The following is an 18015-nucleotide window of genomic DNA, read 5'->3' on the forward strand; positions in this document are numbered from 1 at the left end:
GGAGCCTCCGCTTCGGTCAGCGTAGCAGAAACGGAGGAACCTCCGCTTTGGTTGGAAGGTCGGACGCGCGGCGCAATCGCGAACGGCTGCTGCAGGCGGCCACCGCGGCGTTCACCGCGCACGGCGGCTCGGCGTCGCTCGAGGCGATCGCCCGCGACGCGGGGGTGGGGATCGGCACGCTCTACCGCCATTTCCCCAACCGGGAGGCTCTCGTCGAGGCCGTCTACCGGGCCGAGCTCGCCGAGGTGGCCGCGGCGGCCGAGCAGCTGCTCAAGCGCCATCCACCGAAGACCGCCCTGCGACGCTGGATGGACCGTTACGCCGGCTTCGTGGCCGCCAAGCGCGGCATGGCCGAGTCGCTATCCGCGATCTTCGCTTCCGGCGCTCTTGCGCCCAGCCAGACGCGGGACAGCATCATCGGCGCGGTCGACATGTTGCTGCGGGCCGGCGCCGACGACGCGACCCTGCGCGCCGACGTGCAGGCCGACGACGTGGTGTCGAGCCTGATCGGAATCTTCCTGGCCAGCGGTTCACCGGAGCAGACCGGCCGCATGCTCGACCTGCTGGTCGCCGGCGTCACGGCGTAGGTGTCAGCGCCGAGTCCCATCCCCCGCCGAGTGTGAAACTAGTTTCACGTTCGGGCGCGAGTGTGCAGTTAGTTTCACGCTCGCCCGCAACCACTCAGCCCACGGAGCGGGCGGCGCCCTCCCAAAACTGCGCGCGCACGGCCTTCTTGTCCGGCTTGCCCAGCCCGGTCAACGGCAGCGAGTCGGCGAGCACCACGCGCTTGGGCGACTGCACCGAACCCTTGCGGTCCTTGACCGCGGCCTGGATCTCGGCGGTCATCTTCTCGATCGCGGCGTCGTCGCGGGGCGCGTCGGAGCGCAGCACCACGACCGCGGTGACGGCCTCGCCCCACTTCTCGTCCGGCGCCCCGACCACGCACACCTGGGCGATTGCCGGGTGCTCGGCGACGACGTCCTCGACCTCACGCGGGAAGACGTTGAAACCGCCGGTGACGATCATGTCCTTGACCCGGTCGACGATGAAGTAGAAGCCGTCCTCGTCCTCGCGGGCCATGTCGCCGGTGTGCAGCCAGCCATCCTTGAACGTCTCGGCCGTCGCCTCGGGCAGGTTCCAGTAACCGCCCGCCAAAAGCGGTCCGCTGACACAGATTTCACCCGGCTCGCCCTGCGGCACCGGCTTGCCGTCTTCGCCGAGCAGCGCCACCCGCGCGAAAAGCGTTGGGCGCCCGCAGGATGTCAGCCGCTTCTCGTCGTGCTCGCCCTTGGCCAGGTAGGTGATGGCCATCGGCGCCTCGGACTGCCCGTAGTTCTGGGCGAAGATCTGTCCGAACCGGCGGATCGCCTCGGCCAGCCGCACCGGGTTGATCGCCGACGCGCCGTAATAGACGGTCTGCAGTGACGACAGGTCGCGGGTGTGCGAATCCGGGTGGTCCATCAGCGCATATAGCATCGACGGCACCAGGAACGTGGCCGTAATCTGCTTCTCCTCAATGGTTTTCAGCACGTCGGCGGGGTCGAACTTGGGCAGCACATGCATCTCGCCGCCCTTGATCAGCGTGGGCAGGAAATACGCCGCCCCGGCGTGCGACAGCGGGGTGATCATCAGAAACCGCGGTTCCTCGGGCCACTCCCATTCGCTGAGCTGGATCTGGGTCATCGAAGAGATCGACTGTGCGGTGCCCATCACGCCCTTGGGCTTGCCGGTGGTGCCGCCGGTGTAGGTCAGGCCGATGACCTGATCGGGCGGCAGGTCCGCGGCGGTCAGCGGCTGCGGGTCGTACTTGGCCGCCTCGGCCGCCAGGTCCACCGCGACGCCGCTGAGCGCCTCGGGCACCGGGCCGATGGTGAGGATCTGCTTGAGCCCGGGCACCTTCTCCAGCAACGCCAGTGCGCGCTCGACGAACATCGGGTTGGGGTCGATGATCAGCGAGCTGATGCCTGCGTCGTTGAGCACGTAGGCGTGGTCGTCCAGCGAGCCCAGCGGGTGCAGGGCGGTGCGGCGGTAGCCACGGGTCTGCCCCGCGCCGATGATCAACAGGACCTCGGGCCGGTTGAGGGACAGCAGGCCGACCGCCACACCGGTGCCCGCGCCCAGCGCCTCGAACGCCTGGATGTACTGGCTGATCCGCTCGGCCATCTGACCACCGGTCAGCGTGGTGTCGCCGAGGAACAGCACCGGCTTGGTCTTGTGGCGCTTGAGCGCGCCGACGAGCAGGTGGCCGTTATGGGTCGGGTTGCGCAACAGATCGTCACTCATGTGGTCAGACTAGAACGTGTTGCAATTTGGGTCAGCCGCACCCTCGGCGACGCCGCCGATCATGGCCTGACCCGTGGCGACCCCACTAGGATCCCTCCCCATGGGGCTGGCAGATCTCGTCGTTACCGGAACCATCCTGACCGTCGACGAGGCGCTGCCCACGGCCGAGGCGTTTGCCGTCGCCCACGGCAAGATCATCGCCGTCGGCACCCGCGCCGAGGTCGCCGGGTTCGCCGGCCCCGACACGCAGACCGTCGACGTCGGTGACGGCTGCGTCATGCCGGGCTTCGTTGAGGCACATGGGCATCCGCTGATGGAGGCGGTCGCGCTGTCTGACCGCATCGTCGACATCCGCCCGGTCACCATGCGCGGTGCCGACGACGTCGTCGCGGCGATCCACCGCGAGGTCGCCCGGCGGGGATCCGACGGCGCCTACCTCAACGGCTGGGATCCGCTGCTGCAGAACGGCCTTCCGGAACCGACGCTGGGCTGGCTCGACGACGTCGCGCCGGACAGCCCGCTGGTCATCCTGCACAACTCCGGGCACAAGGCGTACTTCAACTCGCGCGCGGCCAAGCTGCACGGGCTGAACCGCGACACCCCCGACCCCAAGGGCGCCAGGTACGGCCGCGACGCCAACGGCGAACTCGACGGCACCGCCGAGGAGACCGGCGCGGTGTTCCCGCTGCTGGGCGGGGCCATCGATCTCGCCGACTACCCGCGGATGCTGCTCGCCGAATGCGCCCGGCTCAACCGCGCCGGCCTGACCACCTGCTCGGAGATGGCCTTCGACCCGAACTTCCGGCCGGTGGTCGAGCAACTGCGCGAGCGGCTCACGGTACGGCTGCGCACCTACGAGATCTCCAATCCGCAGATGTCCACCGCTGCCACCCCCGGGCAGGGTGACGACCTCCTGCGTCAGGTGGGCATCAAGATCTGGGTCGATGGGTCGCCCTGGATCGGCAATATCGACCTCTCGTTCCCCTACCTGGACACCGAGGCCACCCGGATCATCGGCGTGGTGCCGGGCTCCTGCGGCTGCGCCAACTACACCGCCGAGCAGCTGCATGAGATCGTCGGCGCCTACTTCCCGCTGGGCTGGCCGATGGCGTGCCACGTGCAGGGCGACGCCGGCGTGGACACCATCCTCGACGTCTACGAAGAGGCCCTCAAGCGCCATCCGCGCGACGACCATCGGCTGCGGCTCGAGCACGTCGGCGCCATCCGGCCCGAGCAGCTGCAGCGCGCCCACGACCTCGGCGTCACCTGCAGCATCTTCGTCGACCAGATCCACTACTGGGGTGATGTCATCGTCGACGGGCTGTTCGGCGAGGAACGCGGAACCCGTTGGATGCCGGCGGGATCCGCGGTGGCCACCGGGATGCGCATCTCGTTGCACAACGACCCGCCGGTGACGCCCGAGGAGCCGCTGCGCAACATCAGCGTGGCCGTGACCCGCACGGCGCCGAGCGGCCGGGTGCTGGGCCCCGAGGAGCGGCTGACCGTCGAGCAGGCGATCCGCGCGCAAACCATCGACGCAGCCTGGCAGCTGTTCTCCGACGACGTGATCGGCTCGCTGGAGGTCGGCAAGTACGCCGATCTGGTGGTGCTGTCGGCCGATCCGCGAACCGTTCCGCCCGAGCAGATCGCCGACCTCGAGGTCCGGGCGACGTATCTGGCGGGTCGCCAGGTCTACGGCGCGTGACACCGACGCTCGAGGACCTGCTCGACCGCCTGCACGTGGTGGCGCTGCCGATGCGGGTGCGGTTTCGCGGCATCACCATCCGTGAAGTCGCGCTTATCGACGGCCCGGTGGGCTGGGGCGAGTTCGGCGCGTTCGTCGAATACGAGCCACACGAGGCCGCGCACTGGCTGGCGTCGGGTATCGCGGCCGCCTACCGGGATCCACCGCCGACCCACCGCGACCGCGTGCCCATCAACGCGACCGTGCCGGCGGTGCCCGCCGCGCAGGTGGCCGAGGTGCTGGCGCGCTTCCCGGGGGCCGGCACGGCAAAGGTGAAGGTCGCCGAGCCCGGGCAGACGCTGGCCGACGACGTCGCGCGGGTCGACGCCGTGCGCGAACTGGTGCCGACCGTGCGGGTGGACGCCAACGGCGGTTGGAGCGTCGAGGAGGCGGCCGCGGCGGCCGCCGCGCTGACCGCCGACGGCCCGCTGGAATACCTCGAACAACCCTGCGCTACGGTCGCCGAGCTCGCGGCGTTGCGTCGGCGGATCGAGGTGCCGATCGCCGCCGACGAAAGCATCCGTAAGGCCGAGGACCCGCTGGCCGTGGTCCGCGCCGGCGCCGCCGACATCGCGGTGCTCAAAGTCGCTCCGCTGGGCGGGATTTCGGCCATGCTCGAAATCGCCGCGCAGATCGATATCCCGGTCGTGGTCTCCAGCGCGCTGGATTCGGCGGTGGGCATCGCCGCCGGGCTGACCGCCGCGGCGGCTTTGCCGCAACTGCGGCACGCCTGCGGGCTCGGCACCGGCGGGCTGTTCGTCGAGGACGTCGCCGAGCACGCCGCGCCCGTCGACGGCTGCCTGCCGGTGGGCCCGGTCACGCCCGATCCGGGTCGGATGTACGCGCTGCGCGCGGCGCCGGAGCGGCGGCAGTGGTGGATCGACCGGGTCAAGGCCTGCCATCGGTTGCTTGTACCGTCGACCGAGTGATCAACCTGGCTTACGACGACCGCGGCTCCGGTGAGCCCGTGGTCTTTATCGCCGGCCACGGCGGCGCCGGACGGACCTGGCACCCCTACCAAGTGCCCGCGTTCCTGGCGGCCGGATACCGCGTCATCACCTTCGACAATCGCGGGATCGGCGCCACGGAGAACGCGGACGGCTTCTCGACCCAGACCATGGTCGCCGACACCGCGGCCCTGATCGAGGGCCTGAACGCGGCCCCGGCCCGCATCGTCGGGATGTCGATGGGCGCATACATCGCCCAGGAACTCATGCTGGCCCGGCCCGAGCTGGTCAGCTCGGCGGTGCTGATGGGCACCCGGGGCCGCATGGACCGGGCCCGGCAATTCTTCCGCGACGCCGAGGCCGAGCTGGCCGACGCCGACATCGCGATGCCGCCCGCGTATGAAGCCAAAATCCGCCTGCTGGAAAACTTTTCCCGCAAGACGCTCAACGACGACACCGCCATCGCCGACTGGATCGCGATGTTCTCCACCTGGCCCGTCAAGTCCACTCCCGGCATGCGCGCCCAGCTGGATATCGCGCCGTATACCAGCCGATTGACCGCCTACCGCAGCATCGCGACCCCGGTGCTGGTGATCGGCTTCTCCGACGACGTGCTCACCCCGCCGTATCTGGGCCGCGAGGTCGCCGACGCGCTGCCGAACGGCCGCTACGTGCAGATCCCCGACACCGGCCATCTCGGTTTCTTCGAGCGGCCCGACGCGGTCAACGCCGCCATGCTCAAGTTCTTCGACGAGGCCACGGGCTGAGCTCGGTTCACCAGCTCTGAGTGCGGTTCCTGCTGCCTGTGACAGGCTGTAGGAGTGAACCCCTCGACGACACAGGCTCGCGTCGTCGTTGACGAGCTGATTCGCGGCGGCGTCCGCGATGTGGTGCTCTGCCCCGGTTCGCGAAACGCCCCGCTGGCCTTCGCGTTGCAGGACGCCGACCGCTCCGGCCGCATCCGCCTGCACGTCCGCATCGACGAGCGCACCGCCGGCTACCTGGCCATCGGCCTGGCCATCGCCGCAGGCGCGCCGGTGTGCGTGGCCATGACGTCGGGCACCGCGGTCGCCAACCTCGGCCCGGCGGTGATCGAGGCCAACTACGCCCGGGTGCCGCTGATCGTGCTCTCCGCCAACCGGCCCTACGAGCTGCTGGGCACCGGGGCCAACCAGACCATGGAGCAGCTGGGCTACTTCGGCACCCAGGTGCGGGCTACCATCAGCCTCGGCCTGGCCGAGGACGCCCCCGAGCGGCTGGATGCCCTCAACGCCACCTGGCGATCGGCCACGTGCCGGGTGCTGGTGGCCGCCACCGGCTCTCGCACCGCCAACGCCGGCCCGGTGCAGTTCGACATCCCGCTGCGCGAGCCCCTGGTGCCGGATCCCGAACCTCAAGCGCCGACGCCGCAGGGCCGCCCGGGCGGGCGGCCGTGGACCTACACGCCGCCGGTCAGCTTCGACCAGCCGCTGGACATCGACCTGTCACCCGACACGGTCGTGATCGCCGGACACGGGGCGGGTGTGCAGCCCAACCTGGCGCAGCTGCCGACCGTCGCCGAGCCGACTGCGCCCGCCCCGGCCAACCCGCTGCACCCGCTGGCGCTGCCGCTGCTGCGGCCCAAGCAGGTGATCATGCTCGGCCGCCCCACCCTGCATCGCCCGGTGTCGGCGCTGCTGGCCGATCCGCACGTGCCGGTGTTCGCGCTGACCACCGGGCCGCGCTGGCCGGACGTCTCGGGCAATTCGCAGGCCACCGGGACGCGTGCGGTCACCACCGGCACGCCAAGCCCGGCGTGGCTGCGGCGCTGCGCCGACACCAACCGGCATGCGCTGGCCGCCGTGCGCAGCCAGCTCGCGGCGCACCCGCTGACCACCGGCCTGCACGTCGCGGCGGCCGTGGCCGAAGCACTGGCGCCCGGCGATCAGCTGGTGCTCGGGGCCTCCAACCCGGTCCGCGACGCGGCGCTGGTCGGCCTGGACACCCGTGACATCCGGGTGCGGTCCAACCGCGGTGTGGCCGGGATCGACGGGACGGTCTCCACGGCCATCGGGGCGGCGCTGGCCCACGAACGCGACGGCGGCCCGGACGGTCCGGCGCGGACCGTCGCGCTGATCGGGGACCTGACGTTCGTGCACGACAGCTCCGGGTTGCTGATCGGCCCCACCGAGCCCACGCCGCGGCGGCTGACGATCGTGGTCTCCAACGACAACGGCGGCGGCATCTTCGAACTGCTCGAGCAGGGCGACCCGCGGTTCTCTGACGTGTCGTCGCGGGTGTTCGGCACACCGCACGACGTCGACGTGGGCGCGCTGTGTCGCGCCTACCATGTCGAGAGCCGCCAGATCGAGGTCGGTGAATTGCCCACGGCCCTCGACGAACCCGCGCCGGGGATGCGGGTCCTGGAGGTCAAGGCCGACCGGTCGTCGCTGCGGCAGCTGCACGCCGCCATCAAGGCCGCGCTGTGAGGCGCACCTAGATGGCGGTATCTCCAAAAGTGCTGCTGCGCATCCTGATTCATGGGCGTAGTGACGAACGGCCGAAAACACGGACTCGGATTGCGTTGCGGTGGGCCCGCATTGCGGTGCTGATCGTGGCCGGCCTGGTCACGCTGCAGTCGATGCTGCTGGTGGCCGGCGCCTGGCGCGACGACATCGCGATCACCCACAACATGGGCGTCGCGCAGGCCGAGGTGCTCAGCGCCGGGCCGCGCCGCTCCACCATCGAATTCGTCACCCCTGAGCGGGTCACCTATCGCCCCGAGCTCGGCGTGCTCTACCCGTCCCATCTGGCGACCGGGATGCGCATCTACGTCGAGTACAACAAGAACGACCCGAACCTGGTGCGCGTGCAGCACCGCAACGCCGGGCTGGCGATCATCCCGGCCGGATCCATCGCGGTGGTGGGCTGGCTGGCCGCGGCGGCGATGCTGGTCGCGCTGGCGCTGTTGGACAAGTGGCTGGACCGTCGCGACGCACCGGCGAGCCCGGCCGAAAAAAGTGTCGGACCTGCAAATTTCGCGTGACGTATACACACAGGCAACCTTGTCGACAGGCGACCCTGACACGGTAGTGATGTGCGCGTTGCCATCGTCGCGGAATCATTCCTGCCCGAAGTCAACGGTGTCAGCAACTCGGTGATCCGGGTGCTCGAGCATCTGCGCCGGACGGGTCACGAAGCCCTCGTCATCGCCCCCGACACCCCGCCCGGACAGCCCCGGGCCGATCGCATCTACGACGGGATCCGGGTTCACCGGGTGCCGTCGCGGATGTTCCCCAAGGTGACCACCCTGCCGCTCGGCGTGCCGACGCCCCGGCTGGTGAAGGTGTTGCGCGGATTCGATCCGCACGTGGTGCATCTCGCTTCGCCGGCGCTGCTGGGCTATGGCGGGGTGCGGGCGGCGCGGTGGCTGGGGGTGCCGACGGTCGCGGTGTATCAGACCGACGTCCCCGGCTTTGCGGCGAGCTACGGCATTCCGATGACGGCCCGGGCCGCCTGGGCCTGGTTCCGCCATCTGCACAATCTCGCCGACCGTACCCTGGCGCCGTCCAGTGTGACGATGGAATCGCTTGTCGCTCATCGATTTCCGCGGGTGCACCGGTGGGCGCGCGGCGTCGACGTGCTGCGGTTCGCGCCGTCCGCGCGCAACGAGGCGCTGCGCGCGCAGTGGTCGCCGCAGGGCAAGCCCATCGTCGGATTCGTGGGCCGGCTCGCGCCCGAGAAACACGTCGAGCGACTCATCGAGCTGGCCGCCGGTGGCGCGGTTCAGCTCGTCATCGTGGGCGACGGTGTCGACCGCGACAAGCTGCAATCGGCAATGCCGACAGCGGTTTTCACCGGCGCGCTATACGGCGACGAACTCGCCGCGGCGTACGCGAGCATGGACGTGTTCGTGCATCCCGGTGAGCACGAGACGTTTTGTCAGGTCGTGCAAGAAGCGCTGGCGTCGGGGTTGCCGGTGATCGCCCCCGACGCCGGCGGCCCACGTGACCTCGTCACCCCTTGGCGAACCGGTCTGCTGTTGGCCGTCAACGAGTTCGAGTCCCGGTTGCCCGACGCGGTCGCACATTTGATCGCCGAACGGTCGCGCTACGCGCTGGCCGCCCGGCGCAGCGTGGTCGGCCGGAGCTGGCCGGTCATCTGCGACGAGCTCCTCGGCCATTACGAAGCGGTGCTGTCGCCGTTCGTCCGGCGGCAACTACTGTCCACCCGTTTCGCGCAGGGGCAGTAGCGTATGAAGTATGCCGAGGCGTGGTAGCCGCAGCCGTGCTCGCGGGCGTTTCTCGGCTACACCTGTCGACGCCGCCGGGGCCGGAAGGCGTCTTTGACCTTTTCGCCGGCGTCCCTGAGATGAGCCGCCCGCTGGTCCGCCCTGCCCTCGGCTCCCAGCGCCGGATCCTGGATCACGTGTCCGGTAGCCGTTTTGATCTTGCCCGTCAGCAGCCGCAGCTTGTTTCGGGCTTTATCCGCGCCGCTCATAGCGTGTCCTTTTTTTCGTTCAACTCAACCGCAACGGCCGGTTACCCTTTTTGTCGGCGAGCCACGCGCCTGCGCGGGACTCGGCTTCACGTTGCGGGATCGAATTCGATCGGCAGGGTGGTCGGCCCGCTCAGCCCGGTGAGGGGCTTCCATGGGGCGGGCCCGGTGCGATGGGCGTTGGGCATGCGCTGCGCCATGATCGCCAAGGCTTCGGCGAGCTCGAGTCGGGCTAGGTTGGCGCCCAGGCAATAGTGCATGCCGGCGCCGAACGTCTGCATCGCCGGGGCTCCGACGCGGGTGATGTCGAGTCGGTCGGGGTCGTCATAGACGGCGGGATCGCGGTTGGCGGCGGCGGTGTTCGCGATAACCACTGTGCCCGCAGGGATTGTCACCCCGGCGATTTCGACGTCTTCGAGGGCGATGCGCAAGGTGGCGGCTGCGATCGGTGAATGCCGCATCGTCTCTTCAACCGCCCTGCTGGCGAGGTCCGGGTGCTCGGCCAGCAACTTCCACTGGTCGGGACGGTCGCACAGCGCGTGCACGGAGGCGGCCAGCTGGTTGCGGGTGGTGTCGGTGCCGGCCATCAGCAGGCCCGCGGCGAGCATGCGGAGTTCGTCGGCGCTCAGGTGATCGTCGCCATCTTCGGCACGGATCAGGTCAGAGATGAGGTCGTCGGTCAGCCTGTGGCGTCGCTGTTCGACCATGTCGTCGACGTAGGCGTCGAGCTCATCCCACGAGGCGAGAATGGTTCGCTGGTGGGCGGCGACCTCCCAGCTGAAGGCCTTGAAGATGTCATCGGTCCATTCCGAGAACAGCTTCCAGTCCTGGGCCGGGGCCCCCAACAGCGCACAGATGATCGGGATCGGATATTGACGTGCGATGTCGGTAACCACCTCGCAGCGCCCCGACGCTGTGTGGTGGTCCAGCAGTTCGGTGATCACCTCGACGATCGTCGCGTGCAGCCGGGCGGTGGCTCGTGGGGTGAAGGCTTTGGACACCAGTCGGCGCAGCCGGTGGTGCTCGGCCCCGTCGAGACTGATCAGGTTCGTGGCGACGCGCGCCCACAGTGGGCCGGTGGTGATGCCCTGGGAAGCAAGGAACATCCCTTGGGGCACGCGGAATCGCGGGTCGCGCAGCACGGTTCGAACCAGTTCGTACGTCAGCAACTCCGGCCCGTGGGGGCCGATGGCGATCGACGCCTGTTGTCGCGCCTGGCGGATGATCTGGTGGGCCTCGTCGAGGCTCTGGCAACGCTCATAATCGATCGCCGGAAGGCCGGCATCAAAGACGCTCGGGCAGGTCGACGCGTCAATCGTGATAGTCATCTTGCACCCCGAAGCTGATCGGTGAAGTACTCTCGCCGCCAAGTCTTATCGGCGCGAGGACGCAGCACATGCGTAGCCGACTACCTGTCTTGCGGCCGTCCCCACGGGGTCACTGAGCGCCCACGGGGCAGCCGGGCGTGAACCGGACCGGCATCGAGTGAATGCCGTTGATCAACGTCGGTGTCATCCGCTGACAGCCCCGGCCAAAGCCATTTCTCATCCGTGTCGACACCGAGGTGGCGATCGACCGGTCGGCGGTCGCGGCGGCCGATGAGGGTCTGCTGCTGCGCGACCTTTGGTGGTTGCGGCTGCGAGCGTTACTGGCCCGCGCCCGGGGTGACGGCGTCGCTTACACGCGATTGCGGGGTGACTACCGCAGCATGGCGAAAACGCTTGGCTACGAAGGACATATCGCGTGGGCTGAGACGTTGCGTTGACGTTACATTGTGGTGGCGCCGGGTACCAGCTGTGCGCCCAGTGGGCCGCAACGGATTTGGAAGCGTTCCCGGACTGTGTCGAGAACACGGCGCTGGCGCTGGCGTTCCCGGCGGTGCGTGAGCATGAACCGTGCCAGGCTCGGCAGGCGGCGCGGTAGTGGGTACCACTTGTCGAAATCGAGGCCGTTCTGGTTGAACACGCGACTCGGGACGTTGTCGTAGATCAGGCTGAGGTTGTGCTGGACGAGCGCGAAGAGCACGTACGGAAATGCCATCGGCGCCTTCTGCCGCAGTGCCTGCCAATCGATTTCGTACAGCGGCACCTCACTGAGCTTGCCCAAGAACATCAGGTGTCCCAGGAAATACCCCATGAACGCGGGCAAGTGCAGTATGGACGACCGCACGTTGATGGAAACGACTGCGCCACTGGGCGAAACGTACGGCTCGTACGGGTATTCATCGGGGAATTTGACGTATCCGGTGCAGTTGACGACCCAGCTGCCCGGTTGGATGGTCTTCGTCGATCCGCTCCGGAACACCAACTCGGTCGTGCCATTGCGGTCGACTGCATCCTCGAAATAGTCCATCACGAGATCGTTCAACCCGGCGGAGATCGTGCGGTTCTCGGCCTCGGACAACACTCCCAGCACAAAGTTGTCTGCCTGGGGGGTCAGGAACGTGCCATGGGTGGCGCGGAACCAATCTTGCACTTGTGATTCGTTCGTGCCGTCGTACCGGCGACTCAGCTGTGCGGCGAGGGCACTCGGCGGTGTGCCCGTCCACCACCGCCGGGCGCCGCTCGGCAACAGGGTGTCGCGGTTGGAGAAGAAGGTGCCGCGGCCGGCGACGAGGTTGACCTCGCGACCGGGGTAGGTCGTGATCAGTGCGTGTGCGGTGTCCATCGCGGTCTTCCCGCCGCCGATGATCCACACCGGCGCATCGCTTTCCTCGATGTCGCCTTCCCGAACATCGCAGTAGTCGGGCGACACCGAATGGACGCGCGTGCTGGAGATGTCGAGCGGTTCGTTGGGCGTGACTCCCAGGCCATAGGCTTTGATCAATCGCTTGGCCTCGATGACAAGCCGCCGGCCGTCGGCAGCACCAGCGGTGACCCGCACGATTCCGTTCGCTTCTTCTTCCGACTCGAAGTTCCAGCCGTAATACTCGTCGACCTGGACGCGCTCCCTCATCACGTCGAGGCAGTGCTGAAAATGGTCAAGCACCTCGCACTTGGTAGCCAGGTAGCTGCGGTCCTCGCCGAGCGTCCACTCGATGTTGCCCGCGGTGAACATGGGGTGCGGTTGGTGCAGCCGGACGTAGGAGTACACATCGACCCACATGCCGCCGACGCGTGCCCGCCGATCGATCAGAATCACCTTCTGATCCCGCGACAGGTATCGGCTGGCGGCAAATAGGGCGTTCAGCCCGGCGATGCCGGCTCCGACGATGCAAACGTCGCAGGTTTCCACGGGTCGGTGCTGGGGTGCGGACATCGGGAGCGCCTTTCCTCGCAGAGACCCAATTGTGCGTCCACACCGTGCTGCCTGGGATGAGTAATCGACTACTTCATTAATGGCGACTGATGTTCCGCGGCGGTTTGCCGACTAGACCTGTCGGCGCCGGCGGGGCCGGAATGCGTCTTTGACCTTTTCACCGGCATCTCTCAAATGGCCCGCCCGCTGGTCCGCCCTGCCCTCAGCTTCCAACGCCGGGTCGTTGGTGGCGCGGCCGGTTGCCGCCTTGAGCTTGCCCGTGACCTGCCGCATCTTGTTTCGGGCCTTATCCGCGGCGCTCATAGCGTGTCCTTCAATTCCGTTCTGGGTGGTACTACAGCGCTTACCCCTTTTCCTGCCGGGCCATGCCCCTCCTCTTCAGGCTTCGTGGTTTGCGGTGTGTCGCTGAACCCCGCCTGACCCGTCGCCTTCGAAAGTCGGTCGCGCTTTGCTGGATGGTGGTGGGCTCCTTGTGAAATCCTGTGAGCGTGTCCGCGGTACCCACCCCCTCTGGGGTGGTGACGTTCCTATTCACCGATATCGAGGGTTCGACCCGTCGGTGGGAGTCAGACGCGGACGGGATGCGTGTGGCGCTGGCAGCACACGACGAGGTGCTGCGCAATGCGATCGAGAAGCACGACGGCTTCCTGTTCAAGCACACCGGCGACGGAATGTGCGCGGCATTCGCGTCACCACGGTCGGCCGTGGATGCTGCCGTGGCTGCACAGCGGGCGCTGGAGTTGCCGGTCCGGATGGGGCTGGCGACTGGCGAAGCCGAGCTGCGCGAGGGGGATTACTTCGGTGTCGTGCTCAACCGGGCCGCGCGAGTAATGGCCGCGGGCCACGGCGGCCAGATACTGCTGGCCGAGTCCACAGCGAGCCTGCTCAGCGGAGTGGACCTTATCGAACTGGGCCTGCGGCGCCTGCGGGACGTACCAATGCCGGTTGCTCTGTTTCAACTACGAGCAGACGGACTGCGCACAGACTTCCCGCCTCTGCGGGCACTCGACACGACGCCGGGAAATCTGCGGCCCGCGACCACCAGCTTGATCGGACGCGAATCCGAGATCGGCGAGGTCGAAGCCGCAATCAAGGCCCATCGGTTGGTGACGCTGACCGGGGTTGGCGGAGTGGGCAAGACTCGGCTGGCGGTGGAGGTCGCGACGCGGCTGGCCGATGAATTCTTTGACGGTGTTTGGCTTTTCGAACTCGCGGCGGTCTCCGATCCTGCCGCGGTGCCCGCTGCGGTGGCAGCCGTGCTGGGCACGACGCAGCAACCCGGGAAGAGCATCGGGGATTCCGTGGCCGCCGCTATGGAGGGCCGAGTGCGGTTGCTGGTATTCGACAACTGCGAGCATGTGCTGGATGCTGCAGCGGATGTCATCGACGTCATCATTGCGCACTCCTCAACCGTCAAGATCCTCGCGACCAGTCGCGAAGGACTCGGATTAACCGACGAGCAACTGTGGCCGGTGCGCCCGCTGGACGTCGACGCGGGTGCCGAATCCGATGCGGTGAATCTGTTCGTCGAACGCGCGCAAACTGTTTCTCCGCGCTTTTCGATAGTCCATGCGGGTGAGGCGGGCGCGGTATTAGAGATCTGCCGCCGCCTGGATGGGATCCCGCTTGCGATCGAACTGGCCGCCCCTCGGATGGTGTCGATGACCGCCAGCGACGTGCGTGACCATCTCGATCACCGGTTCCGGTTGCTGGTCGGGCCGAGGCGCGGCCTGAAACATCACCACACGCTGCGACAGGCCGTGGCCTGGTCCTACGATCTTCTGGACGATGCAGAGAAGGCTCTGTTGGAGCGGTATTCGGTGTTCGTCGGTGGATTTGATCTCGAAAGCGCCTGCGCGGTTGGGCGATTCGAGAACCTCGACGACTACGCCATCATTGATCTGCTGGACGCCCTGGTGCGCAAATCGCTGCTGGTCGCCGATCGGTCATCCGGGCGGATCCGATACTCGATGCTGGAGACCATTCGCCAGTTCGCCGCCGAGCAACTCGCCGCGAGCGGTGCGGCGACCGAGGCCCGGATGGCACATGCGCGCCACTTCGCCGGACGCGAGGCCGATCTCCTGGCCCTGTGGGACAGTCCCCGGCAGAGGGAGGCCTATACGTGGTTCACGGCCGAGCTGGCCAACCTACGTGCGGCGTTTCAATGGGCCGCCGACCAGGGTGATCTCGACCTTGCCGCCGCCATCGCGACCTACGCGGCGTTTCTCGGCGTCTGGATCGAAAACTACGAGCCGGTCGCCTGGGCCGAACAGCTCATCGAGCCCGCCAGAGCTGTCGACCATCCCCGACTCGCTTTCCTGTACGTCCTGGCGTCGCAGTCCTTCCACCCCGGACGAGTCAAGGCGGCCGTCCGCTACAGCGACGCCGGGGGGCCGGTGATTGCCGATGGTCGCCACGAGGTGCCATTCGGCGTTGACGGCTGGCTCGGCGCTGCGTACATGGTCGCCGGCCAGCCCCAACGATATGTCGAGTGGTGCCGCGCGCAGCTCGCACGCGGTCGCGACGCCAGGGTGATCACTTGGGCAATCTTCGTGCTCGCCCTGACCGCTACCGGCCGCGGTGACGAGGCAAGGGCCGTTTCGAACGGCCTGATCGACGCCGCCGAAGCAACGCGCAACCCCTGTATGCTCTCGTACGCGCTTTGGGCCCACGGCTACGCGTTTCACGGCGCGGATCCCGTTGTAGCGCTGGAATCTCTACGCCGGGGACTGGCGATCGCCCAGGAAAGCGGCAACCGTGGCCACGAGACGACCCTGGCGGCCAGTGTGTCCCGCCTGGAGGCCGAGTATGGGGACCCGGTGGCTGCGCTCAATTACCTGATGGTGGGGATCCGCAACCTCCACGACGCGGGCAACACCACCCTGATCCACGCCACCCTGGCTATCCTCGCCGCCCTCCTCGACCGACTCGGGCGTTACGAACCAGCGGCCACCATCGCCGGCTTCGCCTTCAGCCCCATCACCGCGGCGATCTCCCCCGAGATCAATACCGCGATCGCCCACCTACGCGAAGTCCTCGGCGGTCTGGTCTACGAATCACTCGCCCGCGAGGGCGAGACGATGACCACCGCCGCGATGGCGATGTACGCCTACGACCAAATCGACCAGGCCCGGACCGAATTGGACGCCGTCGCCCAATAGCGCAGCGGGCGTTGCAGTTTCCGCCGCGAATGGTGATGGACCATCGGCGGCCCGAACGCCGTCTAGCCCTGCGCCAGCTCCGCGACGGGCTGCCATTCCTCCCAGTTGCGCAGCCGGCTCTGGTAGTCGGCCTTGGCGGTTTCCAGCGGCGAAGCGCCGAAAAAGACTCGCAGCGGCGGCTTTTCGGCGTCGATCACCTTCAGCAGCGCGGCCGCGGACGCCGACGGGTCACCCGGGCTGGCCCACCGGCGGCTGCGCTCGGCCTGGACGGCGGCGCGGACGTCGTCGTAGGCCGGGATCGGATCGGCGTGCCTGGCGGAATCCCCGGCCCAGTCGGTGTCGAAACCGCCCGGCTCGATCAGCGTGACGTGCACGCCGAACGGCGCGACCTCCTGCGCCAGCGCCTGGGAGAAGCCCTCCAGCGCCCACTTCGACGCGTGGTACATGCCGACCAACGGGAAGGCGGTGATGCCCCCGATGGAGGACACCTGGATGATGTGGCCGCTGCCCCGCTCGCGCAGATAGGGCAGCGCCGCCTGCGTGATCCACAGTGCCCCAAAGACGTTGGTCTCTATCTGGTCGCGTGCGTCCTGCTCGGAGAGCTCCTCGACGAAACCGAATTGCCCGTATCCTGCGTTGTTCACCACGATGTCGAGCCGGCCGAAGTGGTCGTGCGCCTGCTGGACCGCCGCAAAGTCGGCCGCCCGGTCGGTGACGTCGAGCCGAATGGGTAGCAGCGCGTCGCCGTACTTCTGCGCCAGGTCGTCCAGCGATGCGGTGTTGCGCGCCGTGGCGGCCACCTTGTCGCCGCGCTCCAAGGCCGCGATCGTCCACGCCCGTCCAAAACCTCGCGATGCGCCGGTGATAAACCAAACTTTTTCAGTCACGTCCTCCTACAACGCCGTCCGCGCCGCCTCATTCCCGCAGCAGGTAGCGTCTCTGTGGTGAGTCGTGCGGAGTTGGACAAGGATCCCCGGGATGTCGCGTCGATGTTCGACGGCGTCGCCCGCCGGTACGACCTGACCAACACCGTGCTCTCGATGGGCCAGGACCGGTACTGGCGCAAGGCCACCCGGTCGGCGCTGGCCGTCGGGCCCGGTCAGAAGGTGCTGGACCTCGCCGCGGGCACCGCGGTGTCCACCGTGGAGCTGGAGAAATCCGGGGCGTGGTGTGTGGCCGCCGACTTCTCCGTCGGCATGCTGGCGGCGGGTGCGGCGCGCGACGTGCCGAAGGTCGCCGGCGATGCCACCAGGCTGCCGTTCGGCGACGACGTATTCGATGCCGTGACAATCAGTTTCGGGCTGCGCAACGTCGTCGACACCCAGGCCGGGCTGCGCGAGATGGCCCGCGTCACGCGCCCGGGCGGCCGGTTGGTGGTGTGCGAGTTCTCCACGCCCAGCCACGCGCTGTTCGCCACCGTCTACAAGGAGTACTTGATGCGGGCGCTGCCGCGGGTGGCGCGGGCGGTGTCCAGCAATCCCGAGGCATACGTGTACCTCGCGGAATCGATCAGGGCGTGGCCCGATCAGGCGGCGCTGGCGCAGCAGATAACCCAGGCCGGCTGGTCCGGGGTGCGCTGGCGCAATCTGACCGGCGGCATCGTCGCGCTACACGCGGGCTACAAGCCCCTGCGCTGAGACGGTTCTAGTGATTGCCGGCGGCTTGCACGAAGCCGACCTGGTCGGGGCAGTAGTGGTCAACCGCGGCACCGAGGAACTGGAACGCCTGGCCCTGAGTGGTGCCGCGCGGCAGGTTGCGCTGGATGAACGTCGCCGACTTGTAGGCGTCGCCGTCCACGCCCCGGCCAATCCGCTCGCAGGTGATCTTGCCCAACCAGGCCAACTGGTCCTGCGGCTGGTAGATGCCGAAGCCGTTGACGGTGTTCTTGAACGGCGCGTCGTAGTCGCTCGGGGGCGACGGCGTCCGCGGGGTGGGGTACGGCGCCGTCGGCGGCGGATCCGCCTGCGCCGGCACGGAGAGCTGCGCCGGCATGGCCAGCGCGGCCAGAGCGATTGCAGCGGCGGCTCCGATAGTAGCCAGGCTCGTTCCCTTCATTAGCTGGACTATACACGCCTCGCTGTGGGTGCGCGGACGAAAGTCCATCGCCGATCGACGGCCCCGCCGGGAGCCGCGGAACCCGTCGACC

At 68.1% G+C, this 18015-nt stretch carries 17 protein-coding genes; 10 read left to right on the forward strand and 7 right to left on the reverse strand.

Features of this window, described 5'->3' with window-relative positions; translation table 11 throughout:
- The first annotated feature begins 47 nt into the window (after nt 1–47).
- A complete protein-coding gene (locus tag ACZYVJ_RS18310) occupies nt 48–587 on the forward strand; it encodes a TetR/AcrR family transcriptional regulator (protein ID WP_463832317.1) in 540 nt (179 codons plus the stop codon).
- A gap of 94 nt (nt 588–681) precedes the next feature.
- Here ACZYVJ_RS18310 and fadD8 read toward each other — a convergent pair whose 3' ends face one another.
- Nucleotides 682–2283 (reverse strand): fatty-acid--CoA ligase FadD8, encoded by a 1602-nt coding sequence (fadD8, locus tag ACZYVJ_RS18315; RefSeq protein ID WP_463832318.1) that lies wholly within the window; start codon nt 2281–2283, stop codon nt 682–684.
- Nucleotides 2284–2383: 100 nt separating this feature from the next.
- On the opposite strand from fadD8, the gene ACZYVJ_RS18320 reads away from it, so the two are divergent.
- Genes ACZYVJ_RS18320 through ACZYVJ_RS18345 form a run of 6 tightly spaced genes read left to right on the forward strand, consistent with a single transcriptional unit; the run spans nt 2384 to nt 9205 of the window.
- Nucleotides 2384–3988, forward strand: coding sequence for an amidohydrolase (locus ACZYVJ_RS18320; RefSeq protein WP_463832319.1), 1605 nt, complete (start codon nt 2384–2386; stop codon nt 3986–3988).
- A gap of 50 nt (nt 3989–4038) precedes the next feature.
- A complete protein-coding gene (locus tag ACZYVJ_RS18325) occupies nt 4039–4956 on the forward strand; it encodes an o-succinylbenzoate synthase (protein WP_463833054.1) in 918 nt (305 codons plus the stop codon).
- Nucleotides 4953–5741, forward strand: coding sequence for an alpha/beta fold hydrolase (locus tag ACZYVJ_RS18330; protein WP_463832320.1), 789 nt, complete (start codon nt 4953–4955; stop codon nt 5739–5741). The genes ACZYVJ_RS18325 and ACZYVJ_RS18330 overlap by 4 nt, the downstream gene beginning before the upstream one ends.
- A 54-nt stretch (nt 5742–5795) precedes the next feature.
- Nucleotides 5796–7442 (forward strand): 2-succinyl-5-enolpyruvyl-6-hydroxy-3-cyclohexene-1-carboxylic-acid synthase, encoded by a 1647-nt coding sequence (menD, locus tag ACZYVJ_RS18335; protein ID WP_463832321.1) that lies wholly within the window; start codon nt 5796–5798, stop codon nt 7440–7442.
- 11 nt (nt 7443–7453) lie between these two features.
- Complete coding sequence (locus ACZYVJ_RS18340; protein WP_463832322.1) at nt 7454–7999, forward strand: DUF3592 domain-containing protein; 546 nt, start codon at nt 7454–7456, stop codon at nt 7997–7999.
- 51 nt (nt 8000–8050) lie between these two features.
- Nucleotides 8051–9205: a glycosyltransferase family 4 protein gene (locus ACZYVJ_RS18345; protein WP_463832323.1), complete on the forward strand. Its 1155-nt coding sequence runs from the start codon at nt 8051–8053 to the stop codon at nt 9203–9205.
- 56 nt (nt 9206–9261) lie between these two features.
- Here ACZYVJ_RS18345 and ACZYVJ_RS18350 read toward each other — a convergent pair whose 3' ends face one another.
- Nucleotides 9262–9453 (reverse strand): CsbD family protein, encoded by a 192-nt coding sequence (locus ACZYVJ_RS18350; protein ID WP_463832324.1) that lies wholly within the window; start codon nt 9451–9453, stop codon nt 9262–9264.
- A gap of 86 nt (nt 9454–9539) precedes the next feature.
- Nucleotides 9540–10778 (reverse strand): cytochrome P450, encoded by a 1239-nt coding sequence (locus ACZYVJ_RS18355; protein WP_463832325.1) that lies wholly within the window; start codon nt 10776–10778, stop codon nt 9540–9542.
- 236 nt (nt 10779–11014) lie between these two features.
- Between ACZYVJ_RS18355 and ACZYVJ_RS18360 the strand changes: the two genes are divergently transcribed.
- Nucleotides 11015–11215, forward strand: coding sequence for a hypothetical protein (locus ACZYVJ_RS18360; protein ID WP_463832326.1), 201 nt, complete (start codon nt 11015–11017; stop codon nt 11213–11215).
- A gap of 2 nt (nt 11216–11217) precedes the next feature.
- Here ACZYVJ_RS18360 and ACZYVJ_RS18365 read toward each other — a convergent pair whose 3' ends face one another.
- Both ACZYVJ_RS18365 and ACZYVJ_RS18370 read right to left on the reverse strand, forming a co-directional pair.
- Nucleotides 11218–12708 (reverse strand): FAD-dependent oxidoreductase, encoded by a 1491-nt coding sequence (locus ACZYVJ_RS18365; RefSeq protein WP_463832327.1) that lies wholly within the window; start codon nt 12706–12708, stop codon nt 11218–11220.
- Between the two features lie 111 nt (nt 12709–12819).
- Entirely contained in the window at nt 12820–13011 is a 192-nt protein-coding gene (locus tag ACZYVJ_RS18370; RefSeq protein WP_463832328.1) for a CsbD family protein, read from the reverse strand.
- 185 nt (nt 13012–13196) lie between these two features.
- On the opposite strand from ACZYVJ_RS18370, the gene ACZYVJ_RS18375 reads away from it, so the two are divergent.
- Nucleotides 13197–15869 (forward strand): ATP-binding protein, encoded by a 2673-nt coding sequence (locus tag ACZYVJ_RS18375; protein WP_463832329.1) that lies wholly within the window; start codon nt 13197–13199, stop codon nt 15867–15869.
- Between the two features lie 62 nt (nt 15870–15931).
- On the opposite strand, the gene ACZYVJ_RS18380 is transcribed toward ACZYVJ_RS18375, so the two are convergent.
- Complete coding sequence (locus ACZYVJ_RS18380; RefSeq protein WP_463832330.1) at nt 15932–16756, reverse strand: SDR family oxidoreductase; 825 nt, start codon at nt 16754–16756, stop codon at nt 15932–15934.
- Nucleotides 16757–16813: 57 nt separating this feature from the next.
- Between ACZYVJ_RS18380 and ACZYVJ_RS18385 the strand changes: the two genes are divergently transcribed.
- Nucleotides 16814–17506: a demethylmenaquinone methyltransferase gene (locus ACZYVJ_RS18385; protein ID WP_463832331.1), complete on the forward strand. Its 693-nt coding sequence runs from the start codon at nt 16814–16816 to the stop codon at nt 17504–17506.
- Between the two features lie 7 nt (nt 17507–17513).
- On the opposite strand, the gene ACZYVJ_RS18390 is transcribed toward ACZYVJ_RS18385, so the two are convergent.
- Nucleotides 17514–17924: a DUF732 domain-containing protein gene (locus ACZYVJ_RS18390; RefSeq protein WP_007768077.1), complete on the reverse strand. Its 411-nt coding sequence runs from the start codon at nt 17922–17924 to the stop codon at nt 17514–17516.
- Nucleotides 17925–18015: the final 91 nt, after the last annotated feature.

The sequence above is a fragment of the Mycobacterium sp. IDUB_3 genome (assembly GCF_055419585.1).